This is a genomic window from Pseudomonas sp. TH41, from assembly GCF_016650695.1.
Lineage (GTDB): Bacteria > Pseudomonadota > Gammaproteobacteria > Pseudomonadales > Pseudomonadaceae > Aquipseudomonas.
The window spans coordinates 3,035,616-3,059,824 of the sequence record NZ_JAEKFH010000003.1 but is presented as its reverse complement, the minus strand read 5'-3'; the positions used below and the strand labels follow the sequence as shown (position 1 = coordinate 3,059,824).

The 24,209-nt window shown below is 59.1% G+C and carries 22 protein-coding genes; 15 read left to right on the top strand and 7 right to left on the bottom strand.

The annotated features are described in order from the left end of the window. The first annotated feature begins 352 nt into the window (after positions 1–352). The 9 genes from panB to JFU37_RS16650 all read left to right on the top strand — a co-directional run bounded on the left by panB (position 353) and on the right by JFU37_RS16650 (position 12,082). Entirely contained in the window at positions 353–1,153 is an 801-nt protein-coding gene (panB, locus tag JFU37_RS16690; protein ID WP_201116354.1) for a 3-methyl-2-oxobutanoate hydroxymethyltransferase, read from the top strand. Then, on the top strand, positions 1,150–2,004 hold the full coding sequence (panC, locus tag JFU37_RS16685; protein WP_201116352.1) for a pantoate--beta-alanine ligase: 855 nt from the start codon (positions 1,150–1,152) through the stop codon (positions 2,002–2,004). Before panB ends, panC begins: the two co-directional genes overlap by 4 nt. Before the next feature lie 130 nt (positions 2,005–2,134). Then, positions 2,135–2,515, top strand: coding sequence for an aspartate 1-decarboxylase (panD, locus tag JFU37_RS16680; protein WP_084323050.1), 381 nt, complete (start codon positions 2,135–2,137; stop codon positions 2,513–2,515). A 220-nt stretch (positions 2,516–2,735) separates the two neighbouring features. Further along, the gene (gene pgi / locus JFU37_RS16675; RefSeq protein ID WP_201116351.1) at positions 2,736–4,400 is read left to right on the top strand and encodes a glucose-6-phosphate isomerase; all 1,665 of its coding nucleotides are present in this window, start codon (positions 2,736–2,738) and stop codon (positions 4,398–4,400) included. Between the two features lie 245 nt (positions 4,401–4,645). Continuing rightward, the gene (acs, locus tag JFU37_RS16670; RefSeq protein ID WP_201116350.1) at positions 4,646–6,583 is read left to right on the top strand and encodes an acetate--CoA ligase; all 1,938 of its coding nucleotides are present in this window, start codon (positions 4,646–4,648) and stop codon (positions 6,581–6,583) included. Positions 6,584–6,703: 120 nt separating this feature from the next. Then, positions 6,704–7,576 (top strand): oxygenase MpaB family protein, encoded by an 873-nt coding sequence (locus JFU37_RS16665; RefSeq protein WP_201116349.1) that lies wholly within the window; start codon positions 6,704–6,706, stop codon positions 7,574–7,576. A 148-nt stretch (positions 7,577–7,724) separates the two neighbouring features. Then, positions 7,725–8,741: a class I SAM-dependent rRNA methyltransferase gene (locus JFU37_RS16660; protein WP_201116348.1), complete on the top strand. Its 1,017-nt coding sequence runs from the start codon at positions 7,725–7,727 to the stop codon at positions 8,739–8,741. A 105-nt stretch (positions 8,742–8,846) separates the two neighbouring features. After that, the gene (locus JFU37_RS16655) at positions 8,847–11,786 is read left to right on the top strand and encodes a DUF748 domain-containing protein (protein ID WP_201116347.1); all 2,940 of its coding nucleotides are present in this window, start codon (positions 8,847–8,849) and stop codon (positions 11,784–11,786) included. Then, positions 11,786–12,082, top strand: coding sequence for a DUF2845 domain-containing protein (locus tag JFU37_RS16650; protein WP_201116346.1), 297 nt, complete (start codon positions 11,786–11,788; stop codon positions 12,080–12,082). Before JFU37_RS16655 ends, JFU37_RS16650 begins: the two co-directional genes overlap by 1 nt. Before the next feature lie 267 nt (positions 12,083–12,349). Here JFU37_RS16650 and JFU37_RS16645 read toward each other — a convergent pair whose 3' ends face one another. Continuing rightward, on the bottom strand, positions 12,350–12,703 hold the full coding sequence (locus tag JFU37_RS16645; protein WP_201116344.1) for a BON domain-containing protein: 354 nt from the start codon (positions 12,701–12,703) through the stop codon (positions 12,350–12,352). A gap of 313 nt (positions 12,704–13,016) precedes the next feature. Continuing rightward, positions 13,017–13,433 (bottom strand): pilin, encoded by a 417-nt coding sequence (locus JFU37_RS16640; RefSeq protein WP_201116342.1) that lies wholly within the window; start codon positions 13,431–13,433, stop codon positions 13,017–13,019. Positions 13,434–13,658: 225 nt separating this feature from the next. On the opposite strand from JFU37_RS16640, the gene pilB reads away from it, so the two are divergent. Genes pilB through yacG form a run of 5 tightly spaced genes read left to right on the top strand, consistent with a single transcriptional unit; the run spans position 13,659 to position 18,270 of the window. Then, the gene (pilB, locus tag JFU37_RS16635) at positions 13,659–15,359 is read left to right on the top strand and encodes a type IV-A pilus assembly ATPase PilB (RefSeq protein WP_201116340.1); all 1,701 of its coding nucleotides are present in this window, start codon (positions 13,659–13,661) and stop codon (positions 15,357–15,359) included. Between the two features lie 2 nt (positions 15,360–15,361). Continuing rightward, entirely contained in the window at positions 15,362–16,579 is a 1,218-nt protein-coding gene (locus JFU37_RS16630) for a type II secretion system F family protein (RefSeq protein WP_201116338.1), read from the top strand. Between the two features lies 1 nt (position 16,580). Continuing rightward, the gene (locus JFU37_RS16625) at positions 16,581–17,453 is read left to right on the top strand and encodes a prepilin peptidase (protein WP_201116335.1); all 873 of its coding nucleotides are present in this window, start codon (positions 16,581–16,583) and stop codon (positions 17,451–17,453) included. Continuing rightward, entirely contained in the window at positions 17,450–18,073 is a 624-nt protein-coding gene (gene coaE, locus JFU37_RS16620; protein ID WP_201116333.1) for a dephospho-CoA kinase, read from the top strand. Before JFU37_RS16625 ends, coaE begins: the two co-directional genes overlap by 4 nt. Further along, positions 18,070–18,270, top strand: a complete 201-nt coding sequence (gene yacG / locus JFU37_RS16615) for a DNA gyrase inhibitor YacG (protein WP_201116331.1) — start codon at positions 18,070–18,072, stop codon at positions 18,268–18,270. Before coaE ends, yacG begins: the two co-directional genes overlap by 4 nt. A 37-nt stretch (positions 18,271–18,307) precedes the next feature. Here yacG and JFU37_RS16610 read toward each other — a convergent pair whose 3' ends face one another. Continuing rightward, positions 18,308–18,997: an energy-coupling factor ABC transporter permease gene (locus JFU37_RS16610; protein ID WP_201116328.1), complete on the bottom strand. Its 690-nt coding sequence runs from the start codon at positions 18,995–18,997 to the stop codon at positions 18,308–18,310. Between the two features lie 207 nt (positions 18,998–19,204). Here JFU37_RS16610 and JFU37_RS16605 point away from each other — a divergent pair, with 207 nt between their 5' ends. Beyond that, positions 19,205–19,444, top strand: coding sequence for a DUF2790 domain-containing protein (locus tag JFU37_RS16605; protein WP_201116327.1), 240 nt, complete (start codon positions 19,205–19,207; stop codon positions 19,442–19,444). A gap of 18 nt (positions 19,445–19,462) precedes the next feature. Here JFU37_RS16605 and JFU37_RS16600 read toward each other — a convergent pair whose 3' ends face one another. From JFU37_RS16600 to JFU37_RS16585, 4 genes are all read right to left on the bottom strand, one after another. Beyond that, positions 19,463–19,912 carry a methyl-accepting chemotaxis protein gene (locus JFU37_RS16600; protein ID WP_446739457.1) on the bottom strand — a complete coding sequence of 150 codons (450 nt, stop codon included), beginning with the start codon at positions 19,910–19,912 and terminating at the stop codon, positions 19,463–19,465. 194 nt (positions 19,913–20,106) lie between these two features. Beyond that, positions 20,107–21,375 carry an OprD family porin gene (locus JFU37_RS16595; RefSeq protein ID WP_201116325.1) on the bottom strand — a complete coding sequence of 423 codons (1,269 nt, stop codon included), beginning with the start codon at positions 21,373–21,375 and terminating at the stop codon, positions 20,107–20,109. 17 nt (positions 21,376–21,392) lie between these two features. Next, complete coding sequence (locus JFU37_RS16590; protein WP_201116324.1) at positions 21,393–22,613, bottom strand: benzoate/H(+) symporter BenE family transporter; 1,221 nt, start codon at positions 22,611–22,613, stop codon at positions 21,393–21,395. Next, on the bottom strand, positions 22,610–23,983 hold the full coding sequence (locus JFU37_RS16585) for an aromatic acid/H+ symport family MFS transporter (RefSeq protein WP_201116323.1): 1,374 nt from the start codon (positions 23,981–23,983) through the stop codon (positions 22,610–22,612). The genes JFU37_RS16590 and JFU37_RS16585 overlap by 4 nt, the downstream gene beginning before the upstream one ends. Positions 23,984–24,209 lie beyond the last annotated feature (226 nt).

The following is a 24,209-nucleotide window of genomic DNA, read 5'->3' as shown; positions in this document are numbered from 1 at the left end:
CGGGCTTGCCCGCGATGGCGGACTACCAGTCAACATTGATGTTGAATGTAAAGTCGCTATCGCGGGCAAGCCCGCTCCCACAGTGTTTGGGATCAGGCTCAAGATTGACGGCCATCCTGCTGAAACGCATCAGTTACCCCGGTAACACCCCACGCGTAACAATGCGGTAACACACGCAATTGACTTCCAGAGTTCTCCTCACGACTATAGGCGTCCCGCTGCCGCCAACACGGCGTTGAAGGGCGCAATCCAGGCCTTAAAAGCACGACAACAGACCGTGCGCCTGTATTTAACGAAGAATCACGCGCGTTACTCGCAGTAGTTTTCACAGCGCCTGAATGAGGAACTTTTCATGCCAGCCATCACCCTGACCACCCTGCAAGGTATCAAGCAAAAAGGTGAAAAAATCACCATGCTGACCTGCTATGACGCAACCTTCGCCCATGCCTGCAACGAGGCTGGCGTTGAAGTGCTGCTGGTGGGCGACTCCCTCGGCATGGTTCTGCAAGGTCACGACAGCACCCTGCCGGTCACTACCGCTGAGATGGCTTACCACGTGGCAGCCGTCAAACGCGGCAACACCGACGCATTGATCCTCGCCGACCTGCCGTTCATGGCCTACGCCACCACCGAACAAGCCATGACCAACAGTGCCCTGTTGATGCAGGCCGGTGCGCATATGGTCAAGGTTGAAGGCGCACTTTGGCTGGCGGACTCCATCCGCCTGCTGGCCGAGCGCGGTATTCCGGTGTGCGCGCACATGGGGCTGACGCCGCAATCAGTGAATATCCTCGGCGGCTATAAAGTCCAGGGCCGCAATGAAAACCAGGCGCGGCAAATGCGTGCCGACGCAATCTCCCTCGAACAGGCCGGCGCTGCGATGCTGTTGCTCGAGTGCGTGCCCAGCGAACTGGCCGAAGAAATCACCCAGGCCGTAAAAATCCCGGTGATTGGAATTGGCGCTGGCAGCGCTACTGACGGCCAGGTACTGGTCCTGCACGACATGCTCGGCCTGTCCATAACCGGTCGCGTACCGAAATTCGTAAAAAACTTCATGACGGGCCAGGAAAGCATTCAAGCGGCTTTGAGTGCCTACGTCACTGAAGTCAAAGCAGCGACTTTCCCAGGAACCGAACACGGATTTTCTGCATGAACACCGTAAAAACCGTACGCGAACTGCGGGCCGCCGTGGCCCGTGCCCGCAGCGAAGGCAAGCGCATCGGCTTTGTGCCGACCATGGGCAATCTGCACAGCGGCCACGTCGCGCTGATTACCAAAGCCACCCAACGGGTGGATTTCGTGGTCGCGAGCATTTTCGTCAACCCGCTGCAGTTTGGCGTCGGCGAAGACCTCGACAAGTACCCGCGAACCCTCGCTGCCGACCAGGAGAAACTGCTCCAGGCCGGGTGCCACTTGCTGTTTGCGCCAACCGTCGAAGAAATGTACCCCGACGGCATGGCCGGCCAGACCCGCGTCAGCGTGCCGCAACTGTCCGAAGGCCTGTGCGGCGCCAGCCGTCCGGGGCATTTCGAAGGTGTAGCGACGGTGGTCAGCAAGCTGTTCAACATGGTCCAGCCGGACCTGGCGATCTTCGGCCAGAAAGACTTCCAGCAACTGGCCGTGATCCGCGCGCTGGTGCATGACCTCAACATGCCCGTCCAGATCATCGGCGAACCGACAGTACGTGCGCCCGATGGCCTCGCGCTATCGTCGCGCAATGGTTTCCTCAGCGAAGAGCAGCGTGCTGTTGCGCCGGTCGTGTATCGGACCCTCACCCAGATGGCCGATGCGATCAAACAGGGTGAGCGCGATTATCCGGCGCTGATCGGCGCGCAAATCAAGCAGCTTGAAACGGCGGGTTTGCGTCCGGATTATCTGGAAATCCGTCATGCCCTGACATTGCGTCCGGCGACGGCGGAGGATCGGGATCTGGTGATTCTGGTGGCGGCGTTCTTGGGCACCACGCGATTGATCGACAACCTGCACCTGAATCTCGACGCTTAGGTTGCAGCGGCAATATCACTAAACAACAAGACAAAAACTGGACGGCAAGATCAAAAGATCGCAGCCTGCGGCAGCTCCTACGCGCCTGTGGGCGTTGCCCGCCGTTCATTACGACCTGGGGGAAATACTCATGCACGCCATCATGCTCAAGGCCAAGCTGCATCGCGCCGAAGTCACCCACGCTGTACTTGATTACGAAGGTTCTTGCGCCATTGATGGTGAATGGCTGGACCTGTCCGGCATCCGTGAATACGAACAAATCCAGATTTATAACGTCGACAACGGCGAACGCTTCACCACCTACGCCATTCGTGGCGAAGCAGGCTCGCGCATGATTTCGGTCAATGGCGCAGCCGCGCACAAGGCCAAGGTCGGCGACCGTGTGATCATCTGCGCTTACGCTCACTACAGCGAAGCCGAGCTGCTCAACTTCAAGCCACGCATGCTCTACATGGCACCGGGTAACGAGTTGAGCCACACCAGTAACGCCATCCCGGTGCAGGTCGCCTGATCGAGCCCCTTCTTCCGTTTGTCGGAACGTTCCCGGCTTTATGTATAAAAAAGTACCGGGAACGGGTCAGACAAAGTCAAGACAGATTGCAGCGCGAGGTTTACTGTATTCGCCCTGTGTCATGAAATCGTGTCGACGCAGTTAACCGGACGCCCACCCACAGCGCTCCGGGATTTTTCGTGTTCAAAAGGCCGTTCAAGTAAAAAGGAAACCCGCAGCGATGGCGTACTACCGCACCCCTCACGACGTGACCGCTCTGCCCGCCTGGCAAGCGTTGAATGACCACCGCCAAGCCATGCAGGATTTCAGCATGCGTGAAGCGTTCAATGCCGATCCGCAGCGCTTTACTCAATTCACCCTCAGCAGTTGCGGCCTGTTTCTCGATTATTCGAAAAACCTGATCAACGCCGAGACCCGCAATCTGCTGGTGGGCCTGGCCAAAGAAGTCGATCTCGAAGGCGCAATCAAATCGCTGTTCGAAGGCGAAATCGTCAACTCGTCAGAAGGACGCCCGGCCCTGCACACCGCCTTGCGCCGTCCTGTCGGCGACAAGCTGTCGGTCAACGGCGTCAACGTGATGCCGGAAGTGCACAAAGTGCTGAACCAGATCACCGACCTTGTAGGCCGAATCCACGATGGTCTGTGGCGTGGTTACAGCGAAAAGCCAATCACTGACGTGGTGAACATCGGCATCGGTGGTTCGTTCCTCGGCCCCGAGCTGGTCTCCGAAGCGCTGCTGTCCTACGCCCAGAAAGGCGTGCGCTGCCATTACCTGGCGAATATCGACGGCAGTGAGTTCCACGAACTGACCATGAAGCTGCGCGCCGAGACCACGCTGTTCATCGTCTCGTCGAAATCCTTCAATACCCTCGAAACCCTGAAGAATGCCCAGGCCGCTCGCGCCTGGTATCTGGCTCAGGGTGGTTCGGAAGCCGAGCTGTATCGCCACTTCATCGCGGTGTCGAGCAACAACGCAGCCGCCGTGGCCTTCGGTATCCGCGAAGAAAACATCTTCCCGATGTGGGACTGGGTCGGCGGGCGTTACTCGTTGTGGTCGGCCATCGGGCTGCCAATTGCCCTGGCCATCGGCATGTCGAACTTCAAGGAACTGCTGTCCGGTGCCTACACCATGGACCAGCATTTCCAGAGCGCGCCTTTCGAACAGAACATGCCGGTGCTGCTGGCATTGCTCGGCGTCTGGTACGGCAACTTCTGGGGCGCGCAGAGCCACGCGATCCTGCCGTACGACCATTACCTGCGCAACATCACCAAGCACTTGCAACAGCTGGACATGGAGTCCAATGGCAAGAGCGTGCGTCAGGACGGCACACCGGTTTCCACTGACACCGGCCCTGTGATCTGGGGCGGCGTAGGTTGCAACGGTCAGCACGCTTACCACCAGTTGCTGCACCAGGGCACCCAACTGATCCCGGCCGATTTCATCGTGCCGATTGTCAGCTTCAACCCGGTGGCCGATCACCACCAGTGGCTGTACGCCAACTGCCTTTCCCAAAGCCAGGCACTGATGCTCGGCAAGACCCGCGCCGAGGCCGAAGCCGAGCTGCGTGACAAGGGCATGAGCGAAGAAGACGTGCAGAAGCTCGCACCGCACAAGGTGATCCCGGGCAACCGCCCGAGCAACACCCTGGTGGTCGAACGCATCAGCCCGCGTCGTCTCGGTGCACTGGTGGCGATGTACGAACACAAAGTCTTCGTGCAAAGCGTGATCTGGGGCATCAACGCCTTCGACCAGTGGGGCGTGGAGTTGGGTAAGGAGCTGGGCAAAGGCGTCTACAACCGCCTGGTCGGCAGCGAAGAAACCCCGGCTGACGATGCATCCACCCAGGGCCTGATCAACTACTTCCGCGGTCGTCACCGCGGGTGATAGGCTGAAGGGGCGGTTAACTCGCCCCTTCAACTTGCAGCATCGACAGTTCCACGGCACCGGGTTTACTGCAAAATCGGTGGCGTGCGCTATCACTGTGTAGGAGCTGCCGCAGGCTGCGATCTTTTGATCTTGATGTTTAAAAAACAAGATCAAGATCAAGATCAAAAGATCGCAGCCTTCGGCAGCTCCTACGAGGGTCGCGCAGCTCCCCTCTTGTCGCAAAACAAGAATAAGGAACCGTCATGTTCGATATCAGCACGTTCCCCAAAGCCGATGCCGTCCGCCGGGCTGCACACTTGAGTCAAGACGACTACCAGCGCCTGTACCGTCAATCCATCGAGCACCCCAGCACTTTCTGGGCCGAACAGGCGACCCGCTTCCTCGACTGGAGCGCGCCGTGGGATACCGTCCAGCGCTATAACCTGAAAACCGGTGAGGCGAGCTGGTTCGCCGGCGGAAAATTGAACGTCAGTTACAACTGCATCGACCGTCACCTGGAACAACGCGGCGATCACGTCGCAATCATCTGGGAAGGCGACAACCCGGTCGAATCCGCCCAAATCACCTACAAAAAACTCCATCACAATGTTTGTCGCCTGGCCAACGTGCTCAAAAGCCGTGGCGTGAAGAAAGGTGACCGGGTGTGCATCTACATGCCGATGATCCCCGAAGCCGCCTACGCCATGCTCGCCTGTACGCGCATTGGTGCCGTGCATTCGGTTGTGTTTGGCGGTTTTTCCCCGGACTCTCTGCGCGACCGGATCCTCGACGCCGACTGCCGCACCGTAATCACCGCCGATGAAGGCGTGCGCGGCGGAAGATTTGTGTCGCTCAAACAAAACGTCGACAAGGCGCTGCAAAGCTGCCCGGACGTCAGCACCGTGATCGTGGTCGAGCGCACTCAAGGCGAGGTCAATTGGGTCGAAGGCCGGGACCTCTGGTATCACCAGGCGCTGCGCGGCGTCAGCGACGATTGCCCGCCCGAGCCGATGGATGCCGAAGATCCGCTGTTCATCCTCTATACCTCAGGCAGCACCGGTAAACCGAAAGGCGTGCTGCACACCACCGGCGGCTATCTTCTGCAAGCGGCGATGACCTTCAAGTACGTACTCGACTACCGTGACGGCGAAGTGTTCTGGTGCACCGCCGACGTCGGCTGGGTCACCGGCCACAGTTACATCGTCTACGGCCCGCTGGCCAATGGCGCGACCACACTGATCTTCGAAGGCGTGCCGAGTTACCCAACCAGCTCGCGCTTCTGGCAAGTGATCGACAAGCACCATGTGAACATTTTCTACACCGCCCCCACCGCTCTGCGCGCGCTGATGCGTGAAGGCGCCGAACCGTTGAAGGAAACCTCCCGCGAGAGCCTCAGGTTGCTCGGCAGTGTCGGTGAGCCCATCAACCCTGAAGCGTGGGATTGGTACTTCAACGTGGTCGGGGAACAGCGTTGCCCCATCGTCGATACCTGGTGGCAGACCGAAACCGGCGGCATCATGCTCAGCCCCTTAGTCAGCGCCCAGCGGATCAAACCCGGCTGCGCCACCCAACCGATGTTCGGTGTACAACCGGTGCTGCTCGACGAGGTGGGTAAGGAAATCAAGGGCGCCGGCAGTGGCGTGCTGGCGATCAAATCCAGCTGGCCGGCACAGATCCGCAGTATCTACGGCGACCCGCAACGGATGGTCGACACCTACTTCAAGCCCTACCCTGGCTACTACTTCACCGGTGATGGTGCGCGGCGCGACGAGGATGGCGATTACTGGATCACCGGGCGCATCGACGACGTGATCAACGTCTCCGGACATCGCATCGGCACCGCCGAAGTGGAAAGCGCCCTGGTGCTCCACGACAGCATCGCCGAGGCCGCAGTGGTCGGTTACCCTCATGACATCAAAGGCCAGGGCATCTACGCCTTCGTCACCCCCATGAACGGCACTGAGCCTGACGACGAATTGAAGAAAGAACTGCTGGCACACGTCAGTAAGGAAATCGGCAGCTTCGCCAAGCCGGACCTGATCCAGTGGGCGCCGGCCTTGCCGAAAACCCGTTCGGGCAAGATCATGCGGCGGATTCTGCGCAAGATCGCCTGCAATGAACTGGATAGCCTGGGCGATACCTCGACCCTGGCTGATCCGAGCGTGGTTCAGGGGCTGATCGATAAACGCCTTAACCAATAACTTACTGCCCTCTGTGGGAGCGAGCTCGCTCGCGATGAACTCAGGCGCGCCGCGTATATTCAGGAAACATGCGTTATCGTTAACGTCCATCGCGAGCAAGCTCGCTCCTACAGAGTTGCCATGGAATTCATCCGCACCCGCATCGAAACCCAGATCATGAGCCTGACCGGCCTGTCTCTGGGCAAGCTTGACCTGGAAAATCCCAAGGGTGATCCCGGCCTGTTCGGGCCTGATTCGGTGAGCTGGCAAGTTCACGGTGACTTCAGCAGCATGCTCATCGGCGGCATCAGCGCCCTGATGTTGCAAGCGTTGCACCCGCTGGCCCTGGCCGGCGTCTGGGACCATTCGAATTTTCGCGAGGACATGCTCGGCCGGTTGCGCCGCACCGGGCAGTTCATCTCCGGCACAACATTCGGCTCGCGCAAGGATGCCGACTGGCTGATCGAGAAAGTCCGCACCATCCATCTGCAAGTGACCGGCACGGCACCTGATGGCCGGCCCTACGCCGCCAGCGATCCCGATCTGTTGACCTGGGTGCACGTCGCTGAAGTCAGCAACTTCCTCGCCGCGCATCTGCGTTACCGCAATCCAGAGCTCTCGCCGGCCGATCAGGACCGCTACTACGGTGAAATCGCGCTGGTCGCCGAACGTCTCGGCGCCCGCGAAGTGCCTCGTTCACGACTGGAAATATCCGACTACCTTGAGCGCATTCGCCCGCAGTTGCTGTGCGACGAGCGCAGCCGGGAAGTGTTGCGCCTGCTGTTGAATGCGCCGTCCCCCAGCCGTCTGGCCAGGCCATTTGGCGGGTTGATGATGCAGGCCGGAATCGACCTGCTGCCGGACTGGGCCAGTGACATGCTCGGCATCAGCCAGAGCCCGTTGCAACGCAAGCTGATCCGCGCCAGCGTCAACCGCAGCGCGCCGATGCTGCGCTGGGCCGTGCGTAACGGTTCGGTGCATCGGGCGAAGCGGCGGATGGGCCTGCTGACCTGAAAAAAGCTTAAGAGCTTCGCGAGCAGGCTCGCTCCCACAAAGTCAACGCATTACCTGTGGGAGCGAGCCTGCTCGCGATAGCAGCACCTCGGTTTAGTGCCAAGCTGTTAAACTCCCGCGCCAAATTCCCTCCTGCAAGGCGCCCAGCATGTCTTCCTTGAATCAGGCGCTGCGCGCCGCCCTTGAACATCGCCAGGACCTGCTTGCCGAACTGCATCAGCAAGGCACCGACTGCTATCGCCTGTTTCATGGCAGCCAGGAAGGCGCCGGGGGCCTGACCATCGACCGCTACGGCCCGCAACTGCTGGTGCAAAGTTTTCACCAGTCCCTGGAGCGCGATGAGCTGCTGCAATTGCACGAGGCGATTAACCAGCACCTGAGCCTCGACACCCTGCTGGTCTACAACGACCGTTCCCGGGGCAACTCACGCATCGACCGCGAAGACACCGTCTACAGCGCCGACGAAGCCGCCCTGCAAGACTTGATCGGTCACGAGTGGGGTCTGAATTACCGGGTTCGCGGCCGCCACCCTGGCCAGGACCCGCTGCTATTCCTCGACCTGCGCAACACCCGCGGCTGGGTCAAGGATCACAGCCACAACAAAAGCGTACTGAACCTGTTCGCCTACACCTGCGGCGTCGGCCTCAGCGCAGCGGCAGGTGGCGCGCGCGAGGTCTGCAATCTGGACTTCGCCGAGGGCAATCTGGCGGTCGGTCGCGAAAACGGTCTGCTCAACCCGCAGCTGCCGACCATGCAGTTCATCCAGTCCGATTACTTCCCGGCGATCCGCCAGTTGGCCGGCCTGCCCATCAGTCAACGCCGCGGACAGAAACTGCCGAGCTATCAACGTCTGGACCAACGTCAGTACGATCTGGTGCTACTGGATCCTCCGGCCTGGGCCAAGAGCGCATTCGGCACTGTCGACTTGCTACGCGACTACCAGAGCCTGCTGAAACCGGCCCTGCTGACCACCGCCGACAATGGCGTGCTGATCTGCTGCAACAACCTGGCAAAAGTCAGCATGGACGACTGGCGCGAGCAGGTTTTGCGTTGCGCCGAAAAAGCCGGGCGGCCGGTGCGTGAGTGGACCGTGATGAAACCGGGTGGCGACTTCCCGTCCATGGATCAGCAGCCGCCGCTGAAAACCCTGATCCTGCAGCTCTGAGATTCATCCGAAAAATCGGATAAATCCTATAAAGCATGATCACTTCGGAACCGGATTCGCGTGCCATACTCCAACGCACTCCGATTCCGACAGATGAAGCCGCAAATGCCCAAAGGATTGATTCGCGCTATCGGCGCCTTGTTGACTGCTCTGGCCCTCTACAGCCTGCTGGGGTTTCTGATTTTACCGGGCATCGCGTTGCGGATTGCCAACCAACAACTGGCCAACTACGCCACGGTGCCCGCCCACATCCAGCGGATCGAACTCAACCCGTTCAGCCTTGAAGTGACGCTGTGGGGCCTGATCATCGGTGAGCCGGGCAAGGAACAAGTCGGCTTTGAACGCCTGTACGCCAATTTGCAGATCGACAGCCTCTGGACCAAGGCACTGCACCTGTCTGATATCGAACTGGACAAATCCAAGACCGAAATCCTTTTCGACAAGGACGGCAAACTCAACCTGCTTGGCCTGTTCAAACTGCCCGCCAGCGAACCGACCCCGGCCAACCCGAACGCTAAACCGTTCCCCCTGCGCGTGGAGCGGATCAAACTGGCAAGCGGCGCGGTGCACTTCAAGGATGAGCGGCCTAGCGAGGCCATCGAATTCCTTTACGACAAACTCGACTTCGAGCTGAACAACCTCAGCACCCTGCCCGACGACAACGCCGACATGACGCTTGTGGCTATCGGCCCCGGAGGAGGACAGCTCGACTGGACCGGCAATTTCAGCCTGATCCCGATTGCCTCCGAAGGTAAGCTGAAGATCACCGACGGCAAAATGAAATCCTTTTGGCCCTATGTGCGTGACGCGGTGCCACTGGTGCTCGAAAACGGCGTCATCAACCTCAGCACCGACTATAAACTCAACTTGTCCAAGGAAACCGAACTGCTGCTGAGCAACGTCGCCGTGACTGTCGCCCCCTTCGCGATCAAGGCGCCAGACGGTCGGCCGCTGGTGAACCTCGAACGACTGGAAGTCAGTGACACCACGGTGGACCTGGCCAAGCAGCAAGTGGTGGTCGGCAAAATCCGCAGCAACAAACTGGAAACCTGGGCAGCCCTCGAAGCCGACGGGCAACTCGACTGGCAAAAACTGTTCGCCAGCCAGCCGTCCAAACCGGCCGCCAAAGCCAACGCCGAACCGGTCAGCACCCCGGCGGCGGCCGACTCACCGAAAGCGCCCACCGCACCGAGCAAGCCTTGGCAGGTACTGCTCAAAGACGTGCAACTGCGCGATTATCAAGTGCACCTGACTGATCGCAAAGCGCAGCCGGCCGTGGCATTGGATGTCGGCCCGCTGAACCTTGACCTGCAGAACTTCGACAGCCTCAATGGCTCGCCTTTTAATCTCAAGCTCGACACAGGCCTGGGCAAGCAAGGCAAGATCACGGCGGATGGTATGGTCAACCTGGCTCCGGTCAGCGCCAAGTTGAAGGTGCAAACCAAGGACATCGACCTGCGGGTTGCCCAGTCCTACATCACCCCGTTCATTCGCCTCGAACTGCGTAGCGGCATGCTCGGCAGTGATCTGGCGGTCGATCTGAAAAGCACCGAGCCGCTGGCGTTCAGCGTCACCGGCCGCGCGCAGGTCGATCAGCTGCATACGCTCGACACGCTCAAAACCCGCGACTTCCTCAAGTGGCAGCAGTTGGTGCTTGAAGGCCTGAACTATCAGCACGGCGACAGCCTGTCGATCGACAAGGTCAACCTGTTCCAGCCGTATGCACGCTTCATGATCAACGATGACCGCACCACCAACATCGATGACTTGCTGGTCCCGCAAGCACCCGACTCCGGCGCCAAGACGGCCGCCGCCAAACCGGCCGCCAGCAAGGGCAAGCCTCTGGGTATTCATATTGGTGGCATTGCCATCAATGACGGCTCGGCCAATTTCGCCGACTTCAGCCTGACCCCGAACTTCGCCACCGCCATCCAGCAGCTCAACGGCCAGATCGGCACCATCGACAGCCGTCAGGCAAAACCGGCCAGTGTCGATATCAAGGGCAAAGTCGACCGTTATGCGCCGGTGACCATCAAAGGCGCCGTCAACCCGTTCGACCCAATGGCCAGCCTCGACATCGCTACCAGTTTCAAACGCGTTGAACTGACCACCCTGACCCCCTATTCCGGCAAGTTCGCCGGTTACCGCATTCGCAAGGGTCGACTCAATCTCGACGTGCATTACCTGATTACCAAGGGCCAGCTCAAGGCCGAAAACAAAGTGGTAATCGAGCAGTTGCAACTGGGTGAAAAAGTCGACAGTCCGGACGCCGTGAGCCTGCCGTTGAAACTGGCGATCGCGTTGCTCAAGGACGTCGACGGCAAAATTTCCATCGAACTGCCAGTGACCGGTGACCTGAACAACCCGCAGTTCAGCGTCATGCCTATCATCTGGCAGACCCTGCGCAACCTGATCGTGAAGGCCGTCGCGGCGCCCTTCAAAATGATTGGCGGGCTGGTCAGTGGCGGTGGTTCGGAAGATTTGGGCAGTGTGTCGTTCGCCCCGGGCTCAAGCGACCTGAACAAGGAAGCTGAAGGCGCACTGAACAAACTCTCCAGCGCACTCAAGGAACGTCCGGCGTTGCGCCTGGAAATTGAAGGTACCGCTGCCGCAAGCAGCGACGGTCCATTGATTGCCGAACAACGGCTTGAGCGTGAATACCAATACAACTACTACAAGATGCTCCAGCGTCGCGGCGACAAGGTGCCCGCGCAGGCGTCCTTGGTGGAAGTACCGGATAACGAGAAAGGCCCGTTGCTGGAAGGCATCTATCGCACGCGTTTGAAGAATCAGCCGCCTGCCGAATGGAAGGATCTGGGCAAGGAAGAACGCACGGCGAAAATGCGCGCAGACGTGATCAAGTTCTGGAGTTCCAGCGACGTTCTCTTGCGCCAACTGGGCCAGGATCGCGCCAGCAGCATCAAGGACTATCTGGTGGACAAAGGTCAGTTGGCCGATGACCGCGTGTACTTCATCGACGCCAGCCTTGGCGACGCTGAAAGTGACGGCCGGGTCGTTACGCAGTTGCATTTGGATGCCGAGTGATGATCAGGCGATTGCTGACAAGCCTCGTGCTGGCCATCACGGCCAGCCAGGCCTCAGCGGCGGATACATTGCGCTGTGGCAGCCAATTGGTCAGCGTGGGTGACCGGTCCAGCGAAGTCCTGCAGAAATGCGGGGAACCGGTCAGCCGCGATCTGTTGGGCTACAAGCGCAGCGCCAACCGACGGGAAGAGTTTCAGGTCGAGGAATGGACCTACGGGCCGAATGGCGGGATGTACCAGTATCTGCGATTCGAAGGTAATCGGTTGAAGCAGATCAACAGCAAACGCGGGAACTGAGTCCACCACAAACCAATGTGGGAGCGGGCTTGCTCGCGAAGGCGGTCTGACAGTCAACATTTCTGTTGAATGTTATGGCCTCTTCGCGAGCAAGCCCGCTCCCACATTTGGTTTGCGGCGTTGCAAATAGAACTGGCCCCGACATGAATGCCGGAGCCTGTAATGGCCATATCCCTATGGCCTTTCGCATGAACTCTCCAGAGGCAGCAGGCGTATGGCTTGGCCCGCCTGCTGCGCCTTCTCCCGGTCCAGGCGAGAAGCCTTGCCTTACTCGGCTTTCAGGCCGTCAGCGGAGACCGCTTTGACGCCTTTGATTTTTTTGGTGATGTTCACTGCGGTGGTTTTCTGTGCTTCGGTGATAGCGACAGTCGACGACAGCGATACAACGCCTTTGTTGGTTTCGACTTTGATGTCGGTACCAGGAATGCCTTTTTCTGTGACCAGGTCACTTTTGACTTTGGTGGTAATCCAGGTGTCGGAAGTAGCTTCCGTGGCCTTGGTCATTTCACCTGCGGCCAATGTCATCGGGGCCTGGGTGGTTTGAGTCTGTGCAAATGCTACGTTGGCCATGGTCAGGGTCAGCGCGGTTGCAGTAGCGGCAGCGATAGCGAACTTCTTCATACGAGTAACTCCTGTTTTTCCATAAAGTCTGCTGCGTGTCTTTTCAGCAGGGTTACTAGAGATAGTGCGAACGCTGTGCCAACTAGTAGTCAGCCAATAATTCTTTATAATTCAAACACTTACAAAAACAGGCGATTTTCGGAATCATGCAAAATGCATGACTTCGATATTCTCTACATGCAAGTTGCGGGTTTTATCGCAGGCCTAAGGCCATGAATTGTCGGGACTTTCTCGCTGGGTCAGGCACACGCAATCTCCAGACAAAAAAATACCCCGCCGTCAGAGGCGGGGTATTGATTTAGCCAGCGGTAATTCAGACGCCTGGGCAGGTGTTATTTGTGTAGTCTTTCGAACCCGAGAACGCACAAGACCAGCCAGTCGTCGCGCTACGGGTCAGCGTGATGGTCTGGCCCAGGACCGGTGGTGGCGCATTGATCAGCTTGCAAGCAATCGTCCCTTTGCCGTCGGCGACGGTACCCGCCACCGTAAAGGTGCAGTTCTGAGTCGCGGCCACGTTTGGAGTTACATTAGCGGTGCTCGGATTGGTAACGCCGTCGTTCATCACGTCTTCAAAACTGACTTTAAGCGCGGACGCCTCGGCAACACCGGCCGTGACCTTGGCCTTAGCCTGATACTTGGAGTACTGCGGCAACGCAAACGTCGCCAGAATCCCGATGATCGCCACCACGATCAACAGCTCGATAAGCGTAAACCCTTTCTGAGTATTCATAGACAAGCTCCATGCATGAGTCGAAATCTCATGATCTGAATGAGTCGCAGCACAGCCCATGCCAAGCCCTGAGCCCCCTGCTGACTGGGCGCGAGACTCTCTTTGCGCCCTTTCCTACCCCCATAAACCGCACTATCTGACACTTTTTGTCACCTCAACCCCGCTGGTTTGGCTCAGCGCCTTGACTAGGCTATAAGTCATGAACTGTCTGCGTCCGGTATCCCAATGAATGACATCGCCCTTAGCGGTCTGGCCAAGCAATTGGTCCTGGCCGAGCTGCTCACTGACCAAAGCGCGCAACAGGCGTATCAACAAGCTCAACGCAACCGAATCCCCTTTGTCAGCCATCTGGTGCAGAACAAACTGGTGAAGAGCCGGCAGGTCGCCGAAATCGCCTCTGGACATTTCGGCATGGCCCTGTTCGACCTCAATACCCTCGACAAGGAAGCCCAGCCCAAAGGCCTGGTGAGTGAAAAGCTCGTGCGTCAGCACCACGCCCTGCCCCTCTGGCGGCGCGGCAACAAGCTGTTTGTGGGGATTTCCGATCCGACCAATCACCAGGCCATCAATGACATCCAGTTCAGCACCGGGCTGAATACCGAAGCCATCCTGGTGGAGGACGACAAGCTCAGCGAAGCCATCGAAAAATTTTTCGACACCCAGGGCACCGGCCTGGAAGACATGGCTGACGTAGACCTCGATGGCCTGGACATCGAGTCGAGCGAGGACCGGAAACAGGACGCCATCGCCGGCCAGGATGCCGATGACGCGCCTGTAGTGCGCTTCGTCCACAAAATGTTGCTGGATGCGATCAAGAGCGGCTCTTCCGACCTGCATTTCGAACCTTACGAAAAAATCTACCGCGTGCGGATGCGCACCGACGGCATCCTGCGCGAAGTCGCCAAGCCCCCCATCCAACTGGCCAACCGAATCGCCGCGCGGCTGAAAGTCATGGCCAGTCTCGATATTTCCGAGCGGCGTCGGCCCCAGGACGGGCGGATCAGGATGCGCTTGTCCAAGAGCAAATCCATCGACTTCCGGGTGAACACGTTGCCGACCCTGTGGGGCGAGAAAGTGGTCATCCGGATCCTCGATCCCTCCAGCGCACAAATGGGCATCGACGCCCTCGGTTACGAACCGGACCAGAAAGACTTGTACATGGCCGCCCTCAAGCAGCCACAAGGGATGATTCTGGTCACCGGCCCTACCGGTTCGGGCAAGACCGTGTCGTTGTATACCGGGCTGAATATCCTCAACACCGTGGACATCAACATCTCGACCGCCGAAGATCCGGTGGAGATCAACATGGAAGGCATCAATCAGGTCAACGTCAATCCCAGGCAGGGAATGGACTTCGCCCAGGCGCTGCGCTCGTTCCTGCGGCAGGACCCGGACGTGATCATGGTCGGCGAAATTCGTGACTTGGAAACCGCTGAAATCGCCATCAAGGCGGCCCAGACCGGACACCTGGTGCTGTCGACCCTGCACACCAACAGCGCCGCAGAAACCCTGACGCGCCTGCATAACATGGGCATTCAGGGATTCAACATCGCCACCTCGGTCAGCCTGATCATCGCCCAGCGCCTGGCCCGAAAATTGTGTAGCCATTGCAAGAAACCGATCGAGATTCCTCGCGAGGCGCTGATCAAGGAAGGCTTCCCCGAGGAACGCATCGGCTCGTTCACGATCTATGAGCCGGTCGGTTGCGATCATTGCAACGGCGGTTACAAAGGGCGAGTAGGTATTTATGAAGTGGTGAAGAACACAGCGGATTTGCAACGGCTGATCATGGCCGAAGGCAATTCACTGGAAATCGATACCCAGATGCGTAAGGACGGCTTTAACGACCTGCGTACTTCGGGCCTGCTCAAGGCGATGCAAGGCATTACCAGCCTCGAAGAAATCAACCGGGTCACCAAGGACTGAACATGGCGGTCAAAGCAGTAAAAATCAGTGTATATGCCTGGGAAGGCACGGACCGCAAAGGCTCGAAAATGACCGGTGAATTGAGCGGTCAAAACCCGGCGCTGATCAAGGCACAACTGCGCAAGCAAGGCATCAATCCTGGCAAGGTACGTAAAAAATCCTCGTCGATTTTCAACATGGGCAAGCGCATCAAGGCTCAGGACATTGCCCTGTTCACGCGGCAGATGGCGACCATGATGAAAGCCGGCGTGCCGTTGTTGCAGTCGTTCGACATCATCGGCGAAGGCTTCGATAACCCGGCGATGCGCAAACTGGTGGACGAGGTGAAACAGGAAGTCGCGGCGGGTAACAGCTTCGCCGCCGCCCTGCGCAAAAAGCCGCAGTATTTCGATGAGCTGTACTGCAACCTGGTGGACGCCGGCGAACAGGCCGGGGCCCTGGATACCCTGCTGGAGCGGGTCGCCACCTACAAGGAAAAGAGCGAAAGCCTCAAGGCCAAGATCAAGAAAGCCATGACCTACCCTCTGGCCGTGGTGTTCGTCGCGATCATTGTGACCGGGATTCTGCTGGTCAAGGTGGTGCCGCAGTTCGAGTCGGTGTTCAAAGGGTTTGGCGCCGAACTGCCGGCTTTCACCGTGATGGTCATCGGCCTGTCGGAGTTCATGCAAACCTGGTGGTGGGCGCTGCTCGGCGGGCTGATCGCCACGATCTTCGGCGTGCGGCACGCCTTCAGAACGTCGCAAGCTTTTCGGGACTGGACGGACACCTGGCTGCTGAAACTGCCGTTGATTGGTACCCTGATGTACAAATCCGCCGTGGCCCGATACGCCCGCACGTTGTCGACCACCTTTGCCGCCGGCGTGCCGCTGGTGGAAGCCCTCGGATCGGTGGCCGGAGCGACCGGTAACATCGTGTTCAAGCGTGCCGTGCTGCGGATCAGGCAGGACGTGTCCACCGGCATGCAACTGAATTTCTCCATGCGCGCTTCCGGCATCTTCCCGAACATGGCGATTCAGATGACCGCCATTGGCGAAGAGTCCGGCGCACTGGACGACATGCTCGACAAGGTCGCGAGTTTCTACGAGGCCGAAGTCGATAATATGGTCGATAACCTCACCAGCCTGATGGAGCCGTTCATCATGGTGGTGCTGGGTGTTATCGTCGGTGGCTTGGTCGTTGCGATGTACCTGCCCATCTTTCAACTCGGCTCAGCGATCTGACATGCCCTTGAACGAAATTCTGGCCCTCTATCCACAGGCCTTCACGGTCATCGCACTGGTGGTTGGCCTGCTGATCGGCAGCTTCCTCAATGTCGTGATCTGGCGCCTGCCGAAAATGCTCGAACGGGAATGGCGCCAGCAGGCCAATGACATTCTGGGTTTGCCAACGCAACCCCCGCAGCCCACCTATAACCTGGTACTGCCCCACTCCCAGTGCCCGCACTGTAGCCACCGGATCCGTGCATGGGAAAATATTCCTGTCATCAGTTATGTGTTTCTACGGGGACGCTGTTCAAGTTGCACCACAGCCATCAGTAAACGTTACCCGTTGACCGAACTGGCCTGCGGGCTGCTGTCGGCGTTTATTGCCTGGCACTTCGGCTTCGGATGGCCGGCCTGTATGACGCTGATCCTCAGTTGGGGCCTGTTGGCCATGAGCCTGATCGATGCCGAGCATCAACTGCTACCGGATGTCCTGGTGCTGCCGCTGATCTGGCTGGGACTGATCGTCAACAGTTTTGAGCTGTTCGTGCCGCTGCATGACGCCTTGTGGGGCGCGATTGCCGGCTACATGGCGCTCTGGTCGGTGTTCTGGCTGTTCAAGCTGATCACCGGCAAGGACGGCATGGGTCACGGTGATTTCAAGTTGCTGGCGCTGTTCGGCGCTTGGGGTGGCTGGCAGACTTTGCCGCTGACCCTCCTCTTATCATCCATAGCAGGTGCGGTTATCGGCTTGATTTTGCTGCGCGTACGCCATGCGAAAACCTCAACGCCGATCCCTTTCGGTCCCTATCTGGCGATTGCCGGCTGGATTGCCTTGCTCTGGGGTGGTCAAATAACCGACTTCTATTGGCAGTCTGTCGGTTTGAAATGAATACCCCTGTGGAAAAACCCTGGATTCTCGGCCTCACCGGCGGCATCGGCAGCGGCAAAAGCGCCGCGGCCCAGCACTTCATCGACCTGGGCGTGCACGTGGTGGACGCCGATCACGCCGCTCGTTGGGTGGTGGAACCGGGACGCCCCGCGTTGGCGAAAATCGCCGAACACTTTGGCCCTGGCGTGCTGCAAGCCGACGGGCAACTGGATCGCGCGGCGCTGCGCAAGCTGATCTTCGAGGTGCCGGATGAACGCCGCTGGCTCGAGGCATTACTGCATCCGTTGATCGCCGAGGAAATCACCCACCATCTGGCGCTGGCAAAATCACCTTATGCGATTCTGGTTTCGCCGCTGCTGATCGAATCCGGGCAGTACGCCATGACTCAACGGGTCCTGGTGATCGATGCCCCCGAGCAGCTACAGATTGAACGCACACTGCGGCGCGACCAGACCAGCGAACAACAGGTGCAGGCGATCCTCAAGGTGCAATCCAGCCGCCAGGATCGTGTGAGCCATGCCGACGATGTCGTGGTCAACGACCGCGACCTCGCCTGGTTGCACAGCGAGGTCGAACGCCTGCATCACTATTACCTTACTTTGCGTGGAGGCCAGTCATGAGCCAACCCCCTGTCGTCGAATGCCCAACCTGCGGCGCCCCGGTTGAATGGAGCGCCACCAGCACCTACCGGCCATTCTGTTCGGACCGCTGCAAACTGATCGACCTGGGCGCCTGGGCGTCGGAAGAACACAAGATTCCGGTCAGCCCGGATGCCGAGGACGAATTGTTCAGCGAAGACTTCGACCCGCGCCACTGATCCATGCAGACGTCGACGATTTCAGGCTTGAGAGGGATCAGGACTTGGGATCGTCGTCTTTCCACGGTGCCGAAAGGTAGCGCGTGCGGTTGAACGTCTCCAGCCACTCGGGACTGAATACCACCAGTGCGCTGACGATCATGCCGTTGATAAAGGCTTCCGGAAAAATCAGCAGCCACAGATAACCGATAAAATCTTCCAGCCAGTACGGCATCTCGAAGCGCTCGTCGAACCACAGCAACCACAGCGCCAGCAGCAGACACAGCAATGCCGACAGCGCCGCCGCAAAGAAACCGGAAACGAAGATATACACAAAGGGATTACGCGGTTGCGCTCGCTCCACCAGTATCGCGCAACACTCGGTGACCAGCACCGGCAGCAGGATCAGCAGCGATCCATTCACGCCGACGGCCGCCAGGTCCTGATGGCCGAGCAACACCAGGCCCATCTGCGCAACCAGCCCGCCGACAATCGCCAACGGCCAGTCCAGCAGCAAGGTCACCGCCGTCATGCCGATAAAGTGGTACGAAACGCCTGTATCGAAATCACGTCGGACCAGCCACAGGGTGAATAACGCGAACACCGTGCCGAACAGCAAATGCTGACGCCGGCTGTCGGTGAACAATTCGACCCACGATGCACGCGCGACCGCCCAGATCAATACCGGCACATAGACCAGCCACCCCACGGTGAGGGTTTCGGGGGACAGTAACTCGGCGCCGATCATGGCGGGCGCACTCCCTTGTCTTTGTTGGAAGAGGTCAGGTTCTCAGTCTACACCGGGCTTTGAATGCCCCTCGAGTTTGCAATGGGCATGCTCCCGAAGCCAACGATTGTTACGTTTTCTGCAAGGCTGAATCAGACCCAGGCCCCTTTATCGCTCGCGGGCAAAGACTAAACTTCAAGCATCGAAACCCACCTCGAGCCCACAACAATGAAAACCTTGATCAGTCTGTTTTTGACCGTCGTCGCCACCTCGGCCATGGCGGCCGGCAACGCGCCCGCCACCCCCTATGACCCGGCACAACCGCTGGACATCGCCAAGGTGATTTCAGTGAGCGACACCGCAACCGCCTGTGACGTCGTGCCGGCGACCATGGTGTATGTCGATCATCAAGGCCAGACCCATCGCGTGACGTACAAGGTCATGGGCAACTGCGAGAGCAGCCTGTAACACGCGGCAATGCACGACTCAGGCAATCATCCGTTTCGCCTGCAATGCCAAATCATGCAGGCCGGCCAGGCGCGCCATGATCCGTTCGACCACCTCGACCCTGGCCACCGCACCGCTTTGCACTTCACCCATCGAATGCAACGCCACTCCAGCCTTTTCCAGGCCCAGACGGGTTGAGCCGGACAACTGCTGAAGCCCTTGGCGCGCCTGCTCCGCTGACTGCTCCAGCCCCGTGGCGATTTGCCGGATCTGCGCACTGGAGTCCGCCGCCTGACGCGAGAGATTGCGCACCTCATCGGCCACTACCGCAAACCCTCGGCCGTGGCTGCCCGCCCTCGCTGCCTCGATAGCCGCGTTCAACGCCAACAGGTTGGTCTGACGGGAAATGTCCTGGATGCTGCCGACAATCGCGCCGATGCGCATCGACTGACTGCCAAGCTCGTCGAACACTTGATCCAGCCGCTGCATGTAGCGATTCAGATCCTCCAGCACACTGGCCGAAGACTGCATGCTCTGCGCACTCGCCTTGACCCGTTCGCCCGCCGTGCGCGCCAGTTGATTGGCAAAGCGCATGTCTTCCTCGGTTTGCAGCACCGACTCGGTCAATTGCTCCAGCTTGACCTGCAAGCCGATTTTGTACAGTGGCTGTTCTTTTTCAGGGGTCATAGCAGCGTCCAGGTGTAACTGAGTATTAGGCGGTTTTCGTCGATATCACTGCGGTAGTTGGAGCGGGCCATCGCGTTGCGCACGCGAATCCCGAGGCCTTTGAGGCTGCCGCTTTGCAGCACATAGCCGAGGTCGAGATCACGCTCGCGGTCCTTGCCCTCGAACCCTTTCCCTGTGTCGACGTTGTTACCGGTGATGTAACGCACGGTGCTGGTCAGCCCTGGCACACCGAGGGCGGCGAAATCGTAGTCATAACGCGCCTGCCAGGAACGCTCATCGGTGTAAGCGAACTCGTAAGTCGGGACCTCGTTGCCCAGCGGCGAGATGTTGGCAAAAACCCTCGGGAAGGCGCTGTCGCCGAACATGCCCTGATAGCCGACATAAAACGTATGGCCGCCGTGCTTGGCCGACAGCAGGGAAAAGAACGCCTGGTTATCGATGTTACCGAGCAACTTTTTGCCGTCTTCGCGCGAATCGTAGTAGCCGAGGTTGGCGCCCAGGGTCCAGTCGCCCAACGGCTGACTGTGCTTGAAGCCGAGAAAGCGCTGGTTGTAGATATCCTCCAGTTGCCCGAACCAGGCGCTGACCGAGCTGCGTTTATCATTGAAGACGTAATCGGCGCCGGCAAAGTTGAAGCCATCACTGCTGACCTGACGCTGCGGCACGTGGCCGAGCATGGCTTGCATTTTCTCGTCGCCGGCTTCGTTGCGCAGGCTGGTCGTACTCAAATGGCCACCCTGCAACGTCAGGCCATTGATCTCATTGGAGCTGATGCTTGCACCCTGGTAGCTGGGCGGCAGCAGGCGGATATCACTGAAGGCCAGCACCGGCAAATTAGGCTGCAGCTCACCCACCTTCAGCTCGGTTTTGGAGTAGCGCACCTTCAACGCGCCTGCCAGTCGGCTGTAATCATTTGCCGCGCGCCCCTCATCATTTACCGGCAGCAAACCCGTATTGACCCGGTCCGGACTGCTGTCGAGTTTGAGGCCGAGCAGGCCGATGACATCCACGCCAAAACCGATGGGGCCCTGGGTGTAACCGGATTTGACGTTGAGGATGAAGCCCTGTGCCCACTCTTCAGCCTTCGACTGTTTGTTGGCCCCGACGATGTCGGAAAAGTCCCGGCTGAAGTAGTAATTGCGTGCTTGCAAGGTGGCCGTGGTGTCTTCGATGAAGCCGCCCTCGGCCGCCATCGCACAGGCGGAGAAACCCGAGACGACAGCCATGGACAACACTGAAGCGGTTGTTGGAAGAATCTGTTTCATCGTTTTTTCTCTTATTTTTATTGATCGATAGCTTCAAGTGCTTCAGCCGCAGCGGTTTCGCTGCGGAGGATGGGACGGCGGACGCTTAACAGCACGTGGGTGACCATGCCGAAAATCAGTCCCCAAAATGCAGCGGACAAACCCAACAGCGACATACCCGACGCGGTCGTAAGAAAGGTCACCAGCGCCGCTTCGCGATCGTTCGGCACCGCCATTGCGCCGGCCAACGCCCCGGCAATCGCGGCGAACAGTGCCAGCCCGGCCAGTGCCGCGATCAGTTCTTTGGGGAATGCCGAAAACAGCGAAACCAGGGTGGCACCGAAGATCCCCAGCACCAGGTAACACAGCCCACCGACAACCCCGGCGACGTAGCGCTTGCCGGGATGTTCATGGGCCTCGCGACCGGTACAAATGGCGGCGGTGATCGCCGCCAGATTCAGCCCGTGGCAGCCGAACGGTGCCAACAGCGCCGTGCCCAACGCGCTGCTGGCGATGATCGGACCGGCCGGCGTTGCGTACCCGCTGGCGCGCAGCACCGCCATACCGGGAACGAACTGACCGGTCAGGGCGACCATCACCAATGGCAAGGCGATGTTCAGGGTCGCACTCAGACTGAACACGGGCGTGATCCACACCGGCGTGGCCAAACCGATCACCAGTGCTTGACTGTGCAAATCACCGGTGAGAAAAGCCATCGAGCAGCCCACCAGCAGCACCATCAACACCGCATAACGTGGCATCAGCCGTTTGCAGATCAGGTACGTGGCAAACATCGCCAGCACCAGCAACGGCTTGCCCTGCAACGAGACGAACAACCCGGTGCCGAAGCGGAACAGAATCCCCGCCAGCATCGCCGCCGCGATCGCCGCCGGCAGTTTGCTGATGATCCGGTCAAATGCCCCCGACACCCCGACCAGGAAAATGATCAGGCTGCTGACCAGATACGCTCCCACCGCCTCCGGCATGGAGATCCCCGGCAACAACGCCACCAGCAGCGCCGAGCCCGGCGCCGACCACGCGATGATCACCGGCACGCGATAACGCAGGCTCAGACCCATGCCAAGCACCGCGCTGCCGATGGAAATCGCCCACACCCAGGACGACAGCACTTCCCGCGACAGATGCGCGGTCTCGGCAGCCTGAAAAATGATCACCAAGGGGCCTGCGTACGAAATCACCGTGGCGATAAATCCGGCGACGGCCGCAGACAGGGAAAAGTCCCTGACGAGCGCTTTCATGAAGCTTCGCCGACAGACCCGTCTGGCGAGCCGTGGCGTATGCCCGACAGCATTTGCATTTGCCGGGTGCTGCGCTGACTGCTGATGGCGAACACGGTCATGGCCATCGCGGCCACCGCGCCGGGCAAGGCAAACGCCATGAAGTTCAGTTGCAGCGGCAGGCTGATCCCGAGCAAAGCACCGCCCAGCAACGGACCGACGATTGCACCGTTGCGCCCGATGCCCGACGCCCACCCCAAACCAGTGGAGCGAATGGTCATGGAGTAGAACTGCGCAGCACAGGCGTACAACAGAATCTGCGAACCGATGGTTGTGGCGCCGGCAATGGCAATCAGCAGGTACAACAGCGGCATCGGGCTATTGAAACCCAGCAAGGTGATCGACACGGCAGCCACCGCGAAGAACACCGCCAACACCCGCGGCAGGTTGAGTTTGTCACCCAGTACGCCGCCGCCGACCGCACCGAAAATGGCGCCGAAGTTGAGCACCAGCAGGAACGACAGGCTCGACCCCAGGCTGTAACCGGCGTTGGCCATCAGTTTCGGCAGCCATGAACTCAAGGCGTACACCATCAGCAAGCAGCAGAAAAACGCCAGCCACAGCATCAGCGTGCGCAGCGCACGCCCCTCGCGAAACAGTTGCAGCACTGGGGTGCCGGTGCCCTTCACTTCGCTCATGTTCAGTTGATCACTGGTTTGCGCGACGTACGCCGGATCAACCCGCTGGAGAATGTTGCGCGTCTCTTCATTGCGCCCCTGACGCAACATGAAACCCACCGACTCGGGCAGGAAGTACATGATCAGTGGCAACAGCACCAACGGCAGCACCGCGACGTAAAACACCGACTGCCAGCCAAAACTGGGGATCAGCACGATGCCGAGCCCCGCCGAGAGCATGCCGCCCACGGAGTAACCGCTGAACATGATCGCCACCAGCGTGCTACGGATTTTCTTCGGCGCGTACTCATTCATCAGCGCCACGACATTGGGCATCACCCCGCCAATCCCCAGCCCGGCCATGAACCGGCAAATGCCAAACTCGGTGGGGTTGCGGGCAAAACCATTGAGCAAGGTAAAACCGCTGAAGAGCATCACGCAGATCGTGATGGCTTTCTTGCGGCCGATCTTGTCCGAGAGCGGGCCGAAAAACAGCGCGCCGAACATCATTCCGAACAGTGCATAACTTCCCAGTGCGCCGGCCTGCAAAGGACTGAGCCCCCACTCTTTCATCAGCATCGGCAACACCACGCCGTAGATCACCAAATCGTAGCCGTCGAAAATGATGATCAGGGCACACCAAAACAGCACCATCCAGTGAAAGCGGTTGAATCGTGCGTTGTCGATAACCTCATGTACGTCGATCTTGCGCATGGCATTTATCTCTTGTTGTTGTTTTTTTAAGAGCGTCGGTAAAGCGGCTAACGTCCCGTAAAGCCGAGGGTAAAGTTGCCGGGCGCCGGGCAATATCCGCTCTGCGCAGACCGCTATCCGTTTTGTGCAATGGGCTGAACCGGGAGCTGAATGAGGGTTTGTTGCGGCAGGCTTTTGCTCTTCTCCGACAAACTGTCTTCTTTGCGATCGCATTTGAACGCTAAGC

Bases quoted from the DNA above. Each gene is read 5' to 3' on its own strand.
- JFU37_RS16630 (WP_201116338.1), top strand. From the start codon at position 15,362: ATGGCGGTCAAAGCAGTAAAAATCAGTGTATATGCCTGGGAAGGCACG.
- JFU37_RS16585 (WP_201116323.1), bottom strand. From the start codon at position 23,983: ATGCGCAAGATCGACGTACATGAGGTTATCGACAACGCACGATTCAAC.
- JFU37_RS16655 (WP_201116347.1), top strand. From the start codon at position 8,847: ATGCCCAAAGGATTGATTCGCGCTATCGGCGCCTTGTTGACTGCTCTG.
- JFU37_RS16595 (WP_201116325.1), bottom strand. From the start codon at position 21,375: ATGAAACAGATTCTTCCAACAACCGCTTCAGTGTTGTCCATGGCTGTC.
- JFU37_RS16590 (WP_201116324.1), bottom strand. From the start codon at position 22,613: ATGAAAGCGCTCGTCAGGGACTTTTCCCTGTCTGCGGCCGTCGCCGGA.
- pilB (WP_201116340.1), top strand. From the start codon at position 13,659: ATGAATGACATCGCCCTTAGCGGTCTGGCCAAGCAATTGGTCCTGGCC.
- acs (WP_201116350.1), top strand. From the start codon at position 4,646: ATGTTCGATATCAGCACGTTCCCCAAAGCCGATGCCGTCCGCCGGGCT.
- JFU37_RS16640 (WP_201116342.1), bottom strand. From the start codon at position 13,433: ATGAATACTCAGAAAGGGTTTACGCTTATCGAGCTGTTGATCGTGGTG.
- panD (WP_084323050.1), top strand. From the start codon at position 2,135: ATGCACGCCATCATGCTCAAGGCCAAGCTGCATCGCGCCGAAGTCACC.
- JFU37_RS16605 (WP_201116327.1), top strand. From the start codon at position 19,205: ATGAAAACCTTGATCAGTCTGTTTTTGACCGTCGTCGCCACCTCGGCC.
- JFU37_RS16625 (WP_201116335.1), top strand. From the start codon at position 16,581: ATGCCCTTGAACGAAATTCTGGCCCTCTATCCACAGGCCTTCACGGTC.
- JFU37_RS16610 (WP_201116328.1), bottom strand. From the start codon at position 18,997: ATGATCGGCGCCGAGTTACTGTCCCCCGAAACCCTCACCGTGGGGTGG.
- yacG (WP_201116331.1), top strand. From the start codon at position 18,070: ATGAGCCAACCCCCTGTCGTCGAATGCCCAACCTGCGGCGCCCCGGTT.
- JFU37_RS16600 (WP_446739457.1), bottom strand. From the start codon at position 19,912: ATGCAGCGGCTGGATCAAGTGTTCGACGAGCTTGGCAGTCAGTCGATG.
- JFU37_RS16660 (WP_201116348.1), top strand. From the start codon at position 7,725: ATGTCTTCCTTGAATCAGGCGCTGCGCGCCGCCCTTGAACATCGCCAG.
- coaE (WP_201116333.1), top strand. From the start codon at position 17,450: ATGAATACCCCTGTGGAAAAACCCTGGATTCTCGGCCTCACCGGCGGC.
- panB (WP_201116354.1), top strand. From the start codon at position 353: ATGCCAGCCATCACCCTGACCACCCTGCAAGGTATCAAGCAAAAAGGT.
- panC (WP_201116352.1), top strand. From the start codon at position 1,150: ATGAACACCGTAAAAACCGTACGCGAACTGCGGGCCGCCGTGGCCCGT.
- JFU37_RS16645 (WP_201116344.1), bottom strand. From the start codon at position 12,703: ATGAAGAAGTTCGCTATCGCTGCCGCTACTGCAACCGCGCTGACCCTG.
- pgi (WP_201116351.1), top strand. From the start codon at position 2,736: ATGGCGTACTACCGCACCCCTCACGACGTGACCGCTCTGCCCGCCTGG.
- JFU37_RS16650 (WP_201116346.1), top strand. From the start codon at position 11,786: ATGATCAGGCGATTGCTGACAAGCCTCGTGCTGGCCATCACGGCCAGC.
- JFU37_RS16665 (WP_201116349.1), top strand. From the start codon at position 6,704: ATGGAATTCATCCGCACCCGCATCGAAACCCAGATCATGAGCCTGACC.